Raw genomic sequence first — 16,263 nt, forward strand, 5'->3', positions numbered from 1 at the left:
GTCGGTTGCTGGTCTGTTTGGGGGTTTCCCGAACAGAGCAGCGCAATGATCATGGAGTGGGGCAATGAGTTTAAAGTGGGCAGATGTTTATGATATTGCCATTGAGCTTTATGAGGCTTATCCGGATGTGGATCCCCGGTATGTCAATTTTGTCGATCTGAGAAGCTGGGTTCTGGCGCTGGACAGTTTTGAAGATGATCCTGAGCGTTGTGGTGAAAAGGTGCTTGAGGCCATTCAGATGGCCTGGATTGAAGAGTCTGAAGAGTGATTTTTTGGCGTTGAGGCTGAAAGAACTGACACTATCGACTCTATTGTATACAATGCTGCCAGAACTCCTGCTACGGACAGCCTGAGCCAGGGAGCCTGTCGGACTTAAGACTGTCCTACTGCGGTTGCGATAAATTGGTCTAAAAATTCCTGCTTCTTCGTCAAATAGCCCCGCTATTCTCCTCAGAAACAGAAATTTTTATCCTCAATTTCTCGCAATCCTCGCTACGGACGCTTAAGTCCGACAGGCTCCAAGACATGGAAAGCTGAGAGAGTCGTACGTTTTTAATAAGTAATAACAATCCCGAAAGGGCTCGAAAATGACAATCTGGAGATCGTAATGGCGGTAGAGCGCACTTTATCCATTATAAAACCTGATGCAGTAGCCAAGAGTGTCATCGGTAAAATTCTTGCTCGTTTTGAGCAGGCTGGTTTGCAGGTTGTAGCGACCAGGATGATCCATCTTTCTGACGAGCAGGCGGGTGGTTTCTACGCTGAGCACAAAGAGCGTCCATTTTATCAGGACCTGGTTGCGTTTATGACGTCAGGGCCTGTTGTGGTATCCGTCCTTGAGGGCGAGAATGCCGTAGCCCTGAATCGTGAGCTGATGGGCGCTACTAACCCGAAGGAAGCTGCTGAAGGCACCATTCGGGCTGATTTTGCAGAGACCATCGATGAAAATGCGGTTCATGGATCGGACTCAGTAGCTTCTGCTGAGCGTGAAGTGGCCTACTTCTTCGAAGGTTCGGAGATTTGCCCCAGAACACGTTAACGGAATCAGCCCGCTGACAAATTGTCAGTTTGCCCTGGCCTGACCGTGTTCGGGGTAAACATGAGAATATAAGCCATCAGGAGGCAGGCCTTCTGATGGCTTTGAGGTATTAATAAGATGTCAGAATTGATCGAGCCATCTATTATCGATCAGGCCAGTGAACTGGCTGGCGAGCTGGCCACTCAGGCAGCCAAAGTCAATTTGCTGGGGCTTTCACGGAAAAAAATGGAAGCCTTCTTTCTTACTATTGGTGAGAAAAAATTCCGTGCTGAGCAGGTTTTGAAGTGGATTCATCATCATCGGGTTGATAATTTCGATGAGATGACCAATATCAGTAAATCCCTTCGTGAGCGGCTTAAGGCCAATGCTGAAATTCGCGGTCCAGAGGTGGTCAGCAGCCATTTTTCTGAGGATGGGACCTGCAAGTGGGTTGTGCGGGTGGCCAGTGGCAGTTGTGTTGAAACGGTATTTATTCCTGAAAATGGACGCGGAACGCTGTGCGTCTCCTCCCAGGCAGGCTGTTCCCTGGATTGCAGTTTCTGTTCTACGGGCAAGCAGGGTTTTAACTCTGACCTGACGGTGGCGGAAATCATTGGCCAGGTATGGGTTGCAGCCCGTCATTTTGGCAATGTACCGGCCAGGATGGATCGATCCATTACCAATGTGGTTATGATGGGGATGGGCGAGCCATTGATGAACTTCGATAATGTCGTTGATGCCATGGACCTGATGATGGATGACCTTGGCTATGGACTTTCCAAACGTCGGGTGACGTTAAGTACATCCGGTGTTGTGCCTGCGCTGAGAAAGTTAAGTGAGGTATCTAATGTCTCCCTGGCAGTGTCACTGCATGCGCCAAATGATGAGCTGAGAAACCAGCTGGTCCCGATCAACCGGAAGTATCCGCTGGATCAGCTGCTGGATGCGATCCATCATTACATGAACAGTTTGACGGACAGTAAGCGGGTCGTTACGATCGAGTATACGTTGCTTGCCGGTGTGAATGATCAACCTGAACAGGCACAGCAGCTGATTGCTTTGCTGAAAGATCTGCCCTGTAAGATAAACCTCATTCCGTTCAATCCATTTCCTCATTCAGGGTATGAAAGACCCAGCAATAATGCAGTGAGGCGGTTTCAGGAGAGTTTGCAGCTGGCTGGTTTTAATGTCACCGTAAGAAAGACAAGAGGTGATGATATTGACGCTGCCTGCGGTCAGTTAGTGGGCAATGTAATGGATAAGACCCGGCGCAGTGAGCGCTACATAGCAGCCAGACAGGTATAAGCTGTCCGGGATGCATCTGTTATCCGACAGGCTCCCGCAGGTTGCTACTCTCAACGGCGTCCCGGATATATTTATAAATTGCAAATGTGGGGATCAGCATGGGAGTCAAATTGAGGCCCATTGCACTACTGTTTTCTGTATCTCTGGCACTGACAGGCTGTGTCACCACGGACAGTCGGCCTGTTAATGAGAACAGGGCAGTGGTGGACTATATGAATCTGGCCAGGGGTTATCTTCAGGAAGGTTACTCGGAAAAAGCGGTAAGGCCGCTGGAAAGAGCGCTTGAGATTGAGCCCTATTCGGCCAGTGTCCATGGCATGCTGGGTATGGCTTATCAGCGTCAGGGGGAGGATCAGCTTGCCGAGCAGGCGTTCAACAAGGCGCTGGCCATTGACCCTGATGCCGCGGACATACGCAATAACTTTGGTGCTTTCCTGTTCTCCAGAAACCGGCTTCAGGACGCTTATCGTCAGTTTCAACTGGCTTCCGGGGATGTTGCATATTCCCAGCGCAGCCGAACCTTTGAAAACCTCGGGATTGTTGCTTTGCGGATGGGCCGGTCTTCCCTGGCGGTTGATCACTTTACCCGGGCTCTTCGTCTGAACAGTAACTTGCCAAGGGCCAATCTGGAGCTTGCCGCTATCTACAAAGAGCAAGGCAATCTCTACACAGGGTGGCAGCACTACCAGGCCTTTGCCGGTTCGGCGGAGCAGAGTCCTCGCAGTTTGCTACTGGGTATTGAGCTGGCAAGGGCAAACCGGGCTCAGGATAAAGCGGCAGGTTATGCTTTGAAGCTGGAAAGGTTGTATCCCGGCTCTGTGGAGCTGAAGCATTATCGGAGTCGATTGGGTCATGAGTGAACAGGATACTCAGCAGGAAGAAGTTATTCAGACGTTTGCTCCCGGTGCTGTGCTTGCCCGGGCCCGTGACAGTCAGGGGCTATCTATCCTTGAAGTGGCTGAAAGCCTGAAGATTACCGAAAGTTATGTTAAGGCCATTGAGGAGAGCACGTTTGATATCCTGCCACAGGCGGCATTTGTCCGTGGCTATATTCGTAATTATGCGAAACTGGTGGGGCTTAATGGCGAAGATCTGGTCAGGGACTTTGACCATTTTATGGGTGTCGATGGGCTGGAATCTCCGCGTTTACAGGGTTCTAAGAAGTTGAAGCCGCTGCGAGCTCACAGTGCACCTTCTCCGGTATATGCGCTTGCGCTTTTGCTGCTTGTGTCGCTGGGAGGGTTTGGTTATTACCTTTGGAATAGCTTGCTGGGTATCGAACCAGTGGTCGAGGTGGCCATTATCGAAGACGTATCTGAGGATGTGCCTGAGCCTCTGGTGACTGATGTCAGTGTTGTCTCTGTCCCCTCTGCTGCGGAAATTAGCGAGAGCGTGGAGGAAGAGGCTGTTCCAGCTGATGACACCACAATTTTAAAAGAAGACCCAAGCCTGGAAAAGGATCAGCCTGTTCTGAAAGAGACCATTTCAGAGGTTCTCCCAATTGCCATGGCCGGTTCCGAGGTTGTTGATACGACAGATGAGCCCAATTCACCAATTGTTGATCTGATTCAGCCTCTTGTTATTAATTTCTCAGAAGATTGCTGGGTTGAAATCAAGGATGCCACCGGTGAAGTGCTGATTTCAACCGTGCAGAGAGCCGGGTCTTCCATTAATCTAGATGTTTTTCCCCCAGTGAATTTGCGGTTCGGTAATACCTCTGGCGTGGACAGTATCCTGCTGGATGGCGAGCCGGTAGCCAAACCAAGCTCGAATACCCGGGTGGCCAGTGTCCTGTTAACAGGCAGTGGTCAGGGGTAAATCAATAGTCCTTAAAACTATGTCCTTTCAGTGAAGAAACTCCCGACAGCGATGGGCATTCTTTAATGGAAGGGCTGTGGGATTGTCACACAAAGGCGTTAACGGTTATAGTTGCCTACTTTTTATTGCGAACCGCCAAATCGCCTGTTCCTGACGAACCGGGTGAAGTTATGTGGTGTTTTTGGTAGAGGACATTTGAACTTGGGCAAGCAGCTTCAAGCCATCCGTGGGATGAATGATATTCTTCCTGAACAGACCCCTGTCTGGCAGTACCTTGAGCAGCAGGTACGCTCTGTCCTGAGCACTTATGGTTATCAGGAAATCCGGGTTCCGATTGTGGAAAGCTCTGCCCTGTTCAGCCGGGGTATTGGCTCTGGTACGGATATTGTTGAGAAAGAGATGTACACCTTTGAAGATCGCAATGGTGACAAGCTCTCCCTTCGTCCTGAGGCCACTGCCGGGGTTGTTCGCGCAGGTATTCAGCAGGGCCTGTTTTACAACCAGATTCAGCGGTTGTGGACTTCTGGCCCGATGTTCCGCTATGAGCGTCCGCAAAAAGGCCGTTATCGCCAGTTTCACCAGATCAGTGTTGAAGCCTATGGCATGACAGGTCCGGATATTGATGCGGAAATCATCATGATGACGGCACGGTTCTGGCAGAAGCTTGGTCTGACAAAGCATGTCACGCTGGAGCTGAATACTCTGGGGACTCTGGAAGCCCGCATCCGTTATCGTGAAGCTCTGGTGACTTATCTCAGGGATTATGAGTCAGAGCTGGATGACGACAGCCGTCGTCGCCTGACCATCAACCCGCTGAGAATTCTCGATAGTAAAGATCAAAACACACAGAAAATTGTTGCCGGTGCACCCGAGCTGTTCGACTATCTGGACGAAGAGTCACAGGAACACTTTGCGCAGTTAAAGCAGATTCTGGATGAGGTGGGTGTTGCTTATCGCGTGAATCCAAGACTGGTGCGTGGCCTTGATTATTATGGCAGAACCGTTTTTGAATGGGTGACAGAAAGCCTGGGTGCCCAGGGAACTGTGTGTGCTGGCGGTCGTTATGATGCGCTGGTTGAGATGTTGGGTGGCAAGCCGACACCTGCCGTGGGCTTTGCCATGGGTATTGAGCGTCTGGTGTTGATGCTGGAAACGCTGCAGTTACTGCCGGAATCCGTTTCTAATCGGGTGGATGTGGCGGTGGTTGCTGTCGGTGAGGGTGTTGGCCACCGGGCGCTTCCGTTAGTGGAAAGACTGCGTGATGGATTGCCGGAGCTGAAGATTCTGATGAATTGCGGCGGTGGCAGCTTTAAAGCACAAATGAAGCGTGCAGATCGTAGCGGTGCTGCCTATGCTCTCATTCTGGGCGAAGATGAGTTGGGTGCGGGGATGGTTACTGTGAAATCCCTGAGGACGGATGAAGCCCAGCAGCAGCTGCCAATCGCCGATGTGGCCGGACATTTGCAAAAAGTACTATAGAATACTGCTGTTCAGTAAACTGCTCGTTGATGCGATCGTACTGTTAACGGCTTCAGGAAAGAAGTCAGGAGTAAAGGGTGAGTTACCAATCTGATGAAGAGCAGGTCCAACTGCTCAAGAATCTATGGAAAGACTATGGTCAGCCAGTTGTGCTGGGTGTTGCCATGACACTGGCAGCGGTTTCCGGTTATCAGTACTGGCAGAAGACGCAGCAGCAGGAAATTGCTGAAGCTTCATCGCTTTATCAGAACTTGCTGGATACTATTTCCAATGGATCCTCTCTGGAGCAACAGGCCCAGTTATCAGCGCCGCTGACTGAGGAGCAAAAAGCAACGGTAAGTCACGTTGTATCTTCATTGCAAAAGGATCATGGCAGCAGTCAGTATGCCGCCTTTGCAACGCTTTTTCTGGCTCAGCAGCAGGTGCAAGATAACCAGTTAAGTGCCGCCCGGGCTTCCCTGGAGTGGGTTCTGGCTCAGAAACCCGCAGTTGAAATTCAGACAATGGCCAGTGTCCGGCTGGCAAGGGTACTGATCAGTGAGTCTTCCGGGAATGGTCAGCAGGCGCTGGATATCCTGACCCGACTGAATGCTGGCAAGTCCTATGAGGCGACAGTTGAGTCAGCAAAAGGCGATGCTTACCTCGCCCTTGGTGATCGTAAGCAGGCCGAGACGGCTTACCGCAAAGCGGTCGATGCCGCACAGGACAACGGCCTGAACCGTCCGTTGTTGCAACTCAAGCTGGACGATCTGGCCGCAATGGCACCTCAGGAGGGGTAACGCAATGGAGAGGTTATTTAAAGGCTCTTTGATTCTTCTGCTGATGCTGGGACTCTCTGCATGCAGTCTTTTTTCATCGGATGAAGAGGAGGTGAGAACGGCCAAACCTCTCCAGACGATTGCTGAGGAAAAGGTCAGGCTGGTTGAAGTGTGGTCCAGGGGTGTTGGCAAAGGGGTTGGCAAGCGATTTGAAAGCCTGAAGCCCGCGTTGGATGGCGATAAAGTCTTTGTTTCTGGTGCAGAAGGTACGGTTTTTGCTCTTCAGCGTGATACCGGAAAGGAAGTCTGGAAGAAAAAACTCAATACCCGTGTTGGTGGTGGGGTCAGTGCCTCAGCGGGTATGGTGTTGCTGGGGACGCTGGATGGTGAAGTGATTGCCCTGAACCAGGAAAATGGCAATGAACTCTGGCGAGAGCGAGTCAGTAGCGAGATTCTCAGTGCGCCGATAACTGATGGTTTCTATGTCGCTGTGCAGAGTATTGATGACCGTCTGACCGTGCTTGATGCTGAGAGCGGACAGTACCTCTGGCGTCAGGAAGCGCTGCAGCCGGCGCTGACGTTAAGAGGTTCAGCTGCTCCACTGATCTTCAGCGAAGCGGTGTTTGCCGGGTTTGCCAGCGGCGAAGCAAAAGCCTTCCGTCTGAAAAACGGTGCGCCATTGTGGAGTTCCCGGGTTGCCGCCCCCAAGGGTAGTACTGAGCTGGAGCGGATGGTTGATATCAAGGGGGCTCCGCTGATCCTTGGAGATTCCATTTTCTTTGTCAGCTTCCAGGGCAATGTTGCCGGGCTGGACCTTTACAGTGGCCGGGTGCGCTGGGCAAAAGAGCTGTCCAGTTATGAATCCATGACAGAAGGGTTTGGTGCTATCTACCTGACCAGTGAAGAGAGTTATGTCAGCTCCATTGATCAGAGAACCGGTGCTGCTAACTGGCGACAGGAGGATTTTGAGTTCCGTCAGCTGTCTGCACCCGCAGCGTTCAGCAGTTATGTTGTGGTCGGCGATGGTGAGGGTTATGTGCACCTGTTGTCGCAGGTTGATGGCAGTCAGGCTGGACGTTTCAAGGCTGACTCTTCTGCAATTAAAGCCCAGCCCCTGGTGGCTGGTGACTTGATCCTGGTCTTGTCAGCTGATGGTGAGCTGGTTGCTTTGAAGGAAAAAGCTTCCGGGTAGAGGAAGCTGTTTCTGACTCTTAAGAATGTTGTCGGGCTGAATCTTTACAAGGATTCAGCCCGTTTCAATTTCGGTCTGATGACCGATGCGCTGGGAAAGTGTGTTCTGAATGATTTCCCCGCTGCGTAATTTGTAATTTTGGTAAATCTTATGGTTCCTGTAATTGCCCTGGTGGGTCGGCCAAATGTTGGCAAGTCCACCCTTTTTAACCGTCTGACCCGCTCCCGGGATGCTTTGGTAGCCAATGTGGCCGGGTTAACCCGCGACCGGAAATACGGTGAGGGCAAAATTGGTTCGCATCCCTATATTGTCGTGGATACCGGCGGTATTTCCGGTGATGAAGAGGGGATTGACTCTGCCATGGCAGAACAGTCGCTGGCGGCCATCAATGAGGCGGATGTTGTCCTGTTTCTGGTGGATGCCAAAGCCGGGTTGACAGCTGCTGATGAAATGATTGCTTTGCACCTTCGCAAACAGGGCAAAAAGTATCACCTGGTGCTGAATAAGGTAGACAGGGTGGATGCTGAGCAGGCCGAGGCGGATTTTGCTTCCCTGGGTATCGGCGAAGCCTATCATATTGCTGCCGTGCATGGTCGGGGTGTCAGCAACATGATCAATGACGTGCTGCTGGAGTGTACTGACGGTGAGGCAGAAGAGTCTGATGAGCTGTCAACCAGGCCCAGAGGTATCAAGATTGGTATCGTTGGTCGCCCTAACGTGGGTAAATCTACCCTGGTTAACCGCCTGTTAGGCGAGGAACGAGTGGTTGTTTACGATCAGGCGGGAACGACCCGTGACAGTGTTTACATTCCTTATGAGCGTTTTGGTCAGGACTATACGCTGATTGATACGGCAGGTGTCCGCAGAAGAGGCAAGGTGTCCGAATCCATCGAAAAGTTTTCGGTCATCAAGACGCTGCAGGCGATTGAAGATGCCAATGTGGTGGTTCTTGTGCTGGATGCCCGTGAAGGTATTGTGGAGCAGGATCTGCATCTGCTGGGCTTTGTTCTGGACGCGGGGCGTGCTGTGGTCATTGCACTGAACAAGTGGGATGGCATGGAAGAAGAGCAGAAAACCCAGGTAAAGACAGAGCTGAAGCGTCGACTCGGGTTTATCAATTATGCCCGCATTCACATGATTTCGGCAAAACACGGTACCGGTGTTGGCAATTTGTATGACTCTATTGAAGAGGCGTATGAAGCGGCGACGAGTAAACTGTCCACCAATCGTCTGACGCGAATTCTGGAAGATGCTGTTAAGGAGCATCAGCCGCCCATGGTCAATCATCGCCGTATTAAGCTGCGTTACTGCCATGCTGGAGCCATGAATCCGCCAACGATTATTATTCATGGTAACCAGACTGAGCGGGTGCCCGCAGCTTATCGACGTTATCTGGAAAATACCTTCCGTAAAGTGCTGAAGATTATGGGAACGCCTATTCGAATTGAGTTCCGCTCAGGTGATAACCCTTATGCGGAAACCAAAGAGGTTGATCAGAGGCAGGCTCACCGTAAGCGCAGAGTTGAAAAATCGGCGCAGTTTGCCAAAGAGAAGCGTAAGACAAAGCGTTCCTGACTGGTTCAGGTGAGTAATCAATGAAAAACAATCTGTTCGAACACATACCTGACGAATTACCTGAAGAGTTGTTTGAGACTCTGCAGGAATCCGGGGGCGTGAAAATAGAGCGGATTGTTTCCCGTGGTCATACGACGCCGATAGGAGAGTGGTATGACCAGTCCCGGGATGAGTGGGTGGTGTTGTTAAGGGGTTCAGCTGTACTGGAGTTTGATGGGGAAAGAGCCTCTGTCACTCTCCATGCCGGTGATTATATCATGCTGCCTGCCGGGTGCAGGCATCGGGTTGCGTGGACTCAACCCGATGTTGATACCATCTGGTTAGCGGTTCATATTAATTTGTGATTTTTTCCACTTTGCAGATTGCCTCGCCCTTGAAGAATCGTGTGGTTACCTGATCGCCTTCCCGGAGCTGCTGGCTGCTTCGGATAATGGCATCGCCAGCCATGGTGATGGCATAGCCCCTTGAAAGTGTTGCCAGAGGGCTCACGGCGTTCAATTCTCCAGACACTTTCTCCAGTTTCAGGTGACGTCTTTCCAGGCTGCTGGATATGAGCTGAATCAGCTTTTGCCCCATATATTCATTACGGCTTTTCAGCAGCTCCAATTTACGTTGGGGGTTCTGTTGATTTGCCCGGTCTCTGAGCCGACCCAGGCTTGATTGAGCCCGTTCCAGTTTCAGGGTGATGGCCTGTTTTAACCGGATTTCCAGATCATCCAGCCGCTGGCTGTTGTCTCTCAGACGATCCCCGGGGTGTCTTAACCGTTTTTGCAGGTTATCAAGCTCTCGCTGGCTTAACTGCAGCTTATGACGAGTCAGTGTCGTGAGCTTTCTGCTGATCAGGTTAAGCTGATTTAACAGGGCCTGGCGATCCGGGCTGAGGATTTCTGCCGCTGCTGATGGGGTTGCGGCCCGGTGATCAGCCACAAAGTCGGCAATGGTAAAGTCAATTTCATGACCAACGGCACTGACTATGGGGATAGGGCAGTCTGCTATGGCCCTGGCCACCAACTCTTCATTGAATGGCCACAAATCTTCCAGTGAACCACCGCCGCGACCAATAATCAGTACATCAAACCGGTTGGCACTTGTTGCCAGTTTTAGCGCATTGACCAGTTCGTGTTTTGCCTGCTCTCCCTGAACCGAGCTGGGAATAATGGTGACCGGTATGGCAGGAAAGCGTCTCTTCAGTACGGTGAGGATATCCCGAATGGCTGCGCCGGTGGGTGAGGTGATCACCCCGATATGCTTTGGGTGAGCGGGCAGGGGTTGTTTGCGCGTGATGTCGAACAGGCCTTCAGCGGCCAGTTTTGCCTTGAGAACCTCAAAGGCTTTTTGCAGGTCACCGGTGCCGGCATTATCCATGTGTTCAACAATCAGTTGATAGTCGCCTCTTCCTTCATACAGGCTTACGCGCCCCCTGACCATCAGCAGCATGCCTTCAGTCGGGACAAACTTAAGCGCCTGGTTACGGTTGCGGAACATGGCGCAGCGGATCTGTGACTGTTTGTCCTTCAGGGTGAAATACCAATGCCCGGAGCTGGGACGGGCCAGTCCGGATATTTCGCCCTCAACACGGACATTATTGAAGTTCATCTCCAGCAATCGCCTGGCTTTACCATTTAACTCCGTAACAGAGAGGGCTTTTGCGGATGCCTCAGCGTTTTGCGTCGGTTTGTCTGTAAAGTGGTGCATGGATCAAGCCTGGCAGGGGGATTGTCGGTTTTTTTGGTATTCTGCCTGAATAAGTGGTTTAGCTGAAGTTGAAATATAGGGTATACTTGTCCGAATTTTTTTCCCATAAAATAAACTCTTGGTAACAGGCAATGCTGAGAATTGCACAAGATGCACTCACCTTCGATGATGTCCTCCTCCTGCCCGGCTACTCCGAAGTCCTCCCCAAAGATGTCTCCCTGAAAACCAAACTGACCCGCGGTATTGAGCTGAATATTCCGCTGATTTCTGCGGCGATGGATACCGTTACCGAAGCGTCTCTGGCTATTGCCATGGCCCAGGAAGGCGGAATCGGGATTATTCACAAGAATATGACGCCGGAGCAGCAGGCCGCTGAGGTGCGCAAGGTTAAGAAGCACGAAAGTGGTGTGGTCAAAGACCCGATTACCATTGATGCCAGTGCCACTGTCAGAGATCTTCTGGAGCTGACCTCCAGACATAATATCTCCGGTGTTCCCGTGCTTTCTGGCAGCGATCTGGTGGGTATTGTTACCAGTCGTGACGTCCGCTTTGTTTCTAATCTGGATAAAGCCGTTTCCGAGATCATGACCCGGAAAGAGCGTCTGGTGACGGTTCAGGAAGGTACTGATCCGGAGACCGTTCGCAAGCTTCTGCACAAGCATCGTATTGAAAAAGTGCTGGTGGTGGATGATCAGTTCAATCTCACCGGTATGATGACCGTTAAGGACATTAAAAAGGCCCAGCAGTACCCGAATGCATCGAAAGACAGTCAGGGACAGTTGCGCGTCGGGGCAGCGGTGGGTACCGGGGCGGAAACGCCTGATCGTGTCGCTGCCCTGGTGGCTGCTGGCGTTGATGTCATTATCGTCGACACTGCTCATGGCCATTCCCGTGGTGTGATTGAGCGAGTGAAGTGGGTAAAGGAAAACTACCCGCAGGTTCAGGTGATCGGTGGAAATATAGCCACCGCCGAGGCTGGCAAAGCTCTGGTCGAAGCGGGTGCTGATGGTGTTAAAGTGGGTATCGGTCCGGGCTCTATCTGTACTACCCGTATTGTGACCGGTATTGGTGTGCCTCAGATCACTGCGGTAGCCAATGTGGTTGAAGCGCTGAAAGGCACCGGAGTGCCTGTTATTGCTGATGGCGGTATCCGTTTTTCCGGTGATATGGCAAAAGCGATTGTTGCCGGTGCCAGTACCGTCATGCTGGGCAGTATGCTGGCGGGTACTGAAGAAGCGCCGGGTGAAGTGGAGCTTTACCAGGGGCGTAGCTACAAGGCTTATCGTGGCATGGGTTCTCTGGGGGCAATGTCCCAGGCTTCCGGTTCCAGTGACCGTTATTTCCAGAGTGCCGAAGCGGGTGCTGAAAAGCTGGTTCCAGAAGGTATTGAAGGGCGTGTACCTTACAAGGGGCCTCTCCATGCCATTATCCATCAGATGGTGGGTGGCTTGCGTGCCGCGATGGGGTATACCGGTTCTGCTGATATGGAAACCATGCGCACCCGGCCACAGTTTGTTCGCGTGACCAATGCCGGTATGGCCGAATCCCATGTTCACGATGTAACGATTACCAAGGAAGCGCCTAACTACCGTGTTGGTTAAGACTGCTTCACAGCGTTGTTCATGTTGACACCTGCAGCCGGACAGAAATGAGATAGCTTCTGACCGGCTGTTTACTTTCAGTAAGGGTAAGCCTCCCGGCCTTGCTGATCACAGGACTTAGAGATTAATCATGTCCCAGGATATCCATTCAGACCGCATTCTGATTCTTGATTTTGGTTCCCAGTACACCCAACTCATTGCCCGAAGAGTGCGTGAGATCGGTGTTTATTGTGAACTGCATCCCTATGATATGGATGCTGCCGCTATTCGGGAGTTCAGCCCGAAAGCGATCATTTTGTCCGGCGGCCCTGAATCCGTTACCGGTGACAACTCTCCAAAAGCCGCAGATATTGTTTTTGAACTCGGTGTGCCTGTGCTGGGTATCTGCTATGGCATGCAGACCATGGCAGAGCAGATGGGTGGCAAGGTCAGTACCTCTGATCTGCGTGAGTTTGGCTATGCCCAGGTTCAGCTGGAAGAGAAAGTGCGCCTTTTTGATGGCATTGAAGACCATGTCTGTGAAGGTGGTCGTCTGACTCTGGATGTCTGGATGAGCCATGGAGATAAAGTGACCGCCATACCTGAAGGCTTTGTGGTTGCTGCTTCCACTGGCTCCTGCCCGATTGCTGCCATGGCTTGCGAAGAAAAGCAGTATTACGGTGTCCAGTTCCACCCTGAAGTGACACATACCACCCAAGGATTACGAATTCTAGAGCGTTTTGTGGTTGATATTGCCGGGTGTCAGAAACTGTGGACGCCAGGCAAGATCATCGATGACGCTATTGCCCGTATTCGTGAGCAGGTGGGTGAACAGAAGGTGTTGCTGGGACTGTCCGGTGGTGTTGATTCCAGTGTCGTAGCGGCGCTGCTGCATAAGGCTATTGGTGATCAGCTGGTCTGCGTTTTTGTTGATAATGGTCTGCTCCGCCTTCATGAAGGCGATCAGGTGATGGCCATGTTTGCAGAAAATATGGGGGTTCGGGTTATTCGTGCGGACTCTGAAGCGCTGTTTCTGGGTCGCCTGAACGGTGTTCAGGATCCTGAAGACAAGCGCAAGATTATTGGCAATACCTTTATCGAAGTGTTTGATGAACATGCCAGTGCCCTGGACAACATCACTTTTCTGGCCCAGGGCACCATCTATCCGGATGTTATTGAGTCTGCTGGTTCAACAACCGGTAAGGCCCATGTCATCAAGTCCCATCATAATGTGGGCGGGCTGCCGGAAGAGATGAAGATGGAGTTGGTTGAGCCGCTGCGTGAGCTGTTCAAGGATGAGGTTCGAACCATAGGTCTGGAGCTGGGTCTGCCTTATGACATGGTATACCGTCACCCATTCCCGGGGCCGGGCCTCGGTGTTCGCATCCTGGGCGAGGTCAAAAAGGAATATGCGGATATTCTCCGCCAGGCGGATGCTATTTTCATTGAAGAACTGCGTAAGGCCGACTGGTATCAAAAGACCAGCCAGGCTTTTGCTGTTTTCCTGCCGGTGAAATCCGTTGGCGTGGTGGGTGATGGTCGCCGCTATGAGTATGTGATTGCCCTGCGAGCAGTGGAAACCATAGACTTTATGACCGCTCGCTGTGCCCACCTGCCCTATGATCTGCTGGAAAAAGTCTCTAATCGGATCATCAATGAAATTGAGCATGTTTCCAGGGTGACCTATGATGTATCCAGTAAGCCACCGGCTACGATTGAGTGGGAGTGATACAGTTATTACTAAATGTAATATCTGATTCCTTTACTTATACTTGCTTTGGGTATTTATATCGGGAGCAATGGTGCATAATGCGCCCATTCAGGGGTGATGTAGTGAGTATCCTCTTGCTACATTCCTGCCTGTGATCCTCTTTCCCTAGTTAGAGGCGCGCTGTTTATCAGTAAATCGGAATAGGGTGACGTCCGTAGTCCGATTGAAAGGAAATGGTGCCGAAGTGAGCCTGGTGGTCAACCAGTCTCACTGGTAGTGCATCGAACAGGTGTACTACTGTCACAGTTTTTACTGTGGAGAGCTAACGGGTACCAGAGAGCGCTGATGAGGTTTTCTTTATTCGCGCTTCCTCCATGTACGCTTGCCTCCTGATCTAATTACAACTGGTTCACTCATCCTGATAAGCATTGGAATAACGGGCATGGGTGATCAATAAACGAGATCAGTTTTTATGGAATTAACCAGTTTCAGTGATTCGTCGTTATCGTTATTGGCCCCAGCCGTCGCAATTATTCTGGCAGTCATAACCCGGAAAGTATTGTGGTCTCTGGGCGCTGGTATTGTCACCGGTGCGTTACTGCTGACCGGCTTGAACCCGCTTATCACCGTTCATCGTATTTTTGATGGGTTTGTTGGTGTGTTTTGGGATGAAGGCCTTAATTTTAGCAATCTCTATATTCTGTTGTTTTTGCTGGTTCTGGGTGTGATCACCAGCCTGATCACTATTTCTGGAGGAGCCAGGGCCTTTGGTGAGTGGGCTCGTGAGCGTGTCAAGACACGTCAGGGATCGCAGGTACTGACGGTCTTTCTCGGTGTTATCATTTTTATTGATGATTATTTCAACAGCCTTGCCGTGGGGAGTATCAGTAAGCCACTCACTGACCGGCACAAAGTCTCAAGAGCCAAGCTCGCTTATTTGATTGATTCGACCGCTGCTCCAATCTGCGTAATTATGCCAATTTCAAGCTGGGGTGCTTATATCATTGCTCTGGTGGGTACTATTATGGCGACCCACGGTGTTGTTGGCGATAGCCCGGTCTTTTCATTCCTGGCCATGGTTCCCATGAACCTTTATGCAATTTTTGCGCTGGCGCTGGTTTTCTTTACTGCAGCCATGGATCTTAATGTTGGCCCCATGGCCAGACACGAGAGTGCAGCGCTTGCTGGCAATCTGTTTGATGCCAATAAGGGTAACCCTCCGGGTGCTCCAGCTCTGGAAGAAGATGAAAATGGCCGTGTGGCGGATCTGGTGTCACCGATTCTGGTACTGGTGCTGGCAACGATCGCTGCCATGATCTGGACGGGGTATACCGCTCTTGCTGGTGATGATCAGGCATTTTCCATTCTGGGTGCCTTTGAGAATACCGATGTTACGTTATCACTGATCAGTGGCGGTATGATTGGTCTTCTGTTTGCGATGGCCCGGTTGTTGGGTCGAAATATTTCCGGAAACACCTGGAAGAAGGCGATCGCTGAGGGCAGCAGGTCAATGTTGCCAGCTATTTATATTCTTGTGTTTGCCTGGATTCTGACTGGAATAATTGGCCAGCTGGAGACCGGTAAGTATCTGGCTGGTCTGGTTGGTGGGAATATTTCTCCCAGCTTTCTGCCAATGATGCTTTTTATTGTCTCTGGTGTGATGGCTTTTGCTACCGGAACCAGTTGGGGCACCTTTGGTATTATGCTGCCCATTGCCGGAGATATGGCGGCAGCAGCGGACATAGCCATGATGCTGCCCATGTTGGCCTCTGTGCTGGCAGGTGCTGTGTTTGGTGATCACTGCTCCCCGATTTCTGATACCACAATTCTTTCGTCCACCGGGGCATCCTGTCACCACATGGATCACGTCAATACTCAGCTTCCTTACGCGCTTGGCATAGCGGCTGTAGCCATGTTCGGGTATCTGGTCATGGGGATTACTCACTCGATTTCCTTAGGCTTTGCTGCATCACTCGTGGCGTTTACAGGTCTTATTATTCTGTTCAGAAGGATTTCTTTGAAATCTCGCTTTTTGGCACCCGCTTCCGGTCATCTGGCCAAGTAATTAAGCTGCACTATGCTTAAGGAGAGGCAGGGACGCCTTTTTGAACTTATTTAAATCAAGGGCATGG

14 protein-coding genes and 1 riboswitch are annotated in these 16,263 nt (G+C 51.2%); of the genes, 13 read left to right on the forward strand and 1 reads right to left on the reverse strand.

The genetic code is table 11. The features are described 5' to 3' along the window. The first annotated feature begins 64 nt into the window (after positions 1 to 64). The 10 genes from iscX to ACO6UY_RS15560 all read left to right on the forward strand — a co-directional run bounded on the left by iscX (position 65) and on the right by ACO6UY_RS15560 (position 9,489). Positions 65 to 268, forward strand: a complete 204-nt coding sequence (gene iscX, locus ACO6UY_RS15515; protein WP_209199592.1) for a Fe-S cluster assembly protein IscX — start codon at positions 65 to 67, stop codon at positions 266 to 268. A gap of 339 nt (positions 269 to 607) precedes the next feature. Further along, positions 608 to 1,039, forward strand: a complete 432-nt coding sequence (gene ndk, locus ACO6UY_RS15520) for a nucleoside-diphosphate kinase (protein ID WP_101746258.1) — start codon at positions 608 to 610, stop codon at positions 1,037 to 1,039. A gap of 117 nt (positions 1,040 to 1,156) precedes the next feature. Then, positions 1,157 to 2,323 carry a 23S rRNA (adenine(2503)-C(2))-methyltransferase RlmN gene (gene rlmN / locus ACO6UY_RS15525; protein ID WP_422448454.1) on the forward strand — a complete coding sequence of 389 codons (1,167 nt, stop codon included), beginning with the start codon at positions 1,157 to 1,159 and terminating at the stop codon, positions 2,321 to 2,323. Positions 2,324 to 2,421: 98 nt separating this feature from the next. After that, positions 2,422 to 3,183, forward strand: a complete 762-nt coding sequence (gene pilW, locus ACO6UY_RS15530; RefSeq protein ID WP_163371854.1) for a type IV pilus biogenesis/stability protein PilW — start codon at positions 2,422 to 2,424, stop codon at positions 3,181 to 3,183. Further along, positions 3,176 to 4,141, forward strand: coding sequence for a helix-turn-helix domain-containing protein (locus tag ACO6UY_RS15535; RefSeq protein WP_422448451.1), 966 nt, complete (start codon positions 3,176 to 3,178; stop codon positions 4,139 to 4,141). Before pilW ends, ACO6UY_RS15535 begins: the two co-directional genes overlap by 8 nt. A gap of 201 nt (positions 4,142 to 4,342) precedes the next feature. Then, positions 4,343 to 5,620 carry a histidine--tRNA ligase gene (gene hisS / locus ACO6UY_RS15540; RefSeq protein ID WP_422448449.1) on the forward strand — a complete coding sequence of 426 codons (1,278 nt, stop codon included), beginning with the start codon at positions 4,343 to 4,345 and terminating at the stop codon, positions 5,618 to 5,620. 77 nt (positions 5,621 to 5,697) lie between these two features. Then, entirely contained in the window at positions 5,698 to 6,399 is a 702-nt protein-coding gene (locus tag ACO6UY_RS15545; RefSeq protein WP_422448447.1) for a YfgM family protein, read from the forward strand. Between the two features lie 4 nt (positions 6,400 to 6,403). After that, a complete protein-coding gene (bamB, locus tag ACO6UY_RS15550; protein WP_422490537.1) occupies positions 6,404 to 7,570 on the forward strand; it encodes an outer membrane protein assembly factor BamB in 1,167 nt (388 codons plus the stop codon). A 150-nt stretch (positions 7,571 to 7,720) separates the two neighbouring features. Then, positions 7,721 to 9,145, forward strand: coding sequence for a ribosome biogenesis GTPase Der (gene der / locus ACO6UY_RS15555; protein WP_422448443.1), 1,425 nt, complete (start codon positions 7,721 to 7,723; stop codon positions 9,143 to 9,145). A 20-nt stretch (positions 9,146 to 9,165) separates the two neighbouring features. Beyond that, positions 9,166 to 9,489, forward strand: a complete 324-nt coding sequence (locus ACO6UY_RS15560; RefSeq protein WP_422448441.1) for a cupin domain-containing protein — start codon at positions 9,166 to 9,168, stop codon at positions 9,487 to 9,489. Here the strand turns inward: ACO6UY_RS15560 and xseA are convergent. Beyond that, positions 9,479 to 10,840 carry an exodeoxyribonuclease VII large subunit gene (xseA, locus tag ACO6UY_RS15565; RefSeq protein ID WP_422465567.1) on the reverse strand — a complete coding sequence of 454 codons (1,362 nt, stop codon included), beginning with the start codon at positions 10,838 to 10,840 and terminating at the stop codon, positions 9,479 to 9,481. The genes ACO6UY_RS15560 and xseA overlap by 11 nt on opposite strands. 131 nt (positions 10,841 to 10,971) lie before the next feature. On the opposite strand from xseA, the gene guaB reads away from it, so the two are divergent. The 3 genes from guaB (at position 10,972) to ACO6UY_RS15580 (ending at position 16,196) form a co-directional block, all read left to right on the forward strand. Beyond that, entirely contained in the window at positions 10,972 to 12,441 is a 1,470-nt protein-coding gene (guaB, locus tag ACO6UY_RS15570) for an IMP dehydrogenase (protein ID WP_422448437.1), read from the forward strand. A gap of 130 nt (positions 12,442 to 12,571) precedes the next feature. Then, positions 12,572 to 14,149: a glutamine-hydrolyzing GMP synthase gene (gene guaA / locus ACO6UY_RS15575; RefSeq protein WP_422448435.1), complete on the forward strand. Its 1,578-nt coding sequence runs from the start codon at positions 12,572 to 12,574 to the stop codon at positions 14,147 to 14,149. Between the two features lie 144 nt (positions 14,150 to 14,293). Then, positions 14,294 to 14,464, forward strand: a riboswitch (Lysine riboswitch). A gap of 139 nt (positions 14,465 to 14,603) precedes the next feature. Then, positions 14,604 to 16,196 carry a Na+/H+ antiporter NhaC family protein gene (locus ACO6UY_RS15580; protein ID WP_422448433.1) on the forward strand — a complete coding sequence of 531 codons (1,593 nt, stop codon included), beginning with the start codon at positions 14,604 to 14,606 and terminating at the stop codon, positions 16,194 to 16,196. The last annotated feature ends 67 nt before the right edge of the window (positions 16,197 to 16,263 follow it).

Source organism: Endozoicomonas sp. ALE010 (assembly GCF_049310165.1).
GTDB lineage: Bacteria > Pseudomonadota > Gammaproteobacteria > Pseudomonadales > Endozoicomonadaceae > Endozoicomonas.

Excerpts from the sequence above, each read along its gene's own strand:
- ACO6UY_RS15560 (WP_422448441.1), top strand. The coding sequence starts at position 9,166 with ATGAAAAACAATCTGTTCGAACACATACCTGACGAATTACCTGAAGAG.
- rlmN (WP_422448454.1), top strand. The coding sequence starts at position 1,157 with ATGTCAGAATTGATCGAGCCATCTATTATCGATCAGGCCAGTGAACTG.
- ACO6UY_RS15535 (WP_422448451.1), top strand. The coding sequence starts at position 3,176 with ATGAGTGAACAGGATACTCAGCAGGAAGAAGTTATTCAGACGTTTGCT.
- ndk (WP_101746258.1), top strand. The coding sequence starts at position 608 with ATGGCGGTAGAGCGCACTTTATCCATTATAAAACCTGATGCAGTAGCC.
- iscX (WP_209199592.1), top strand. The coding sequence starts at position 65 with ATGAGTTTAAAGTGGGCAGATGTTTATGATATTGCCATTGAGCTTTAT.
- xseA (WP_422465567.1), bottom strand. The coding sequence starts at position 10,840 with ATGCACCACTTTACAGACAAACCGACGCAAAACGCTGAGGCATCCGCA.
- bamB (WP_422490537.1), top strand. The coding sequence starts at position 6,404 with ATGGAGAGGTTATTTAAAGGCTCTTTGATTCTTCTGCTGATGCTGGGA.
- guaB (WP_422448437.1), top strand. The coding sequence starts at position 10,972 with ATGCTGAGAATTGCACAAGATGCACTCACCTTCGATGATGTCCTCCTC.
- der (WP_422448443.1), top strand. The coding sequence starts at position 7,721 with ATGGTTCCTGTAATTGCCCTGGTGGGTCGGCCAAATGTTGGCAAGTCC.
- ACO6UY_RS15580 (WP_422448433.1), top strand. The coding sequence starts at position 14,604 with ATGGAATTAACCAGTTTCAGTGATTCGTCGTTATCGTTATTGGCCCCA.
- pilW (WP_163371854.1), top strand. The coding sequence starts at position 2,422 with ATGGGAGTCAAATTGAGGCCCATTGCACTACTGTTTTCTGTATCTCTG.
- guaA (WP_422448435.1), top strand. The coding sequence starts at position 12,572 with ATGTCCCAGGATATCCATTCAGACCGCATTCTGATTCTTGATTTTGGT.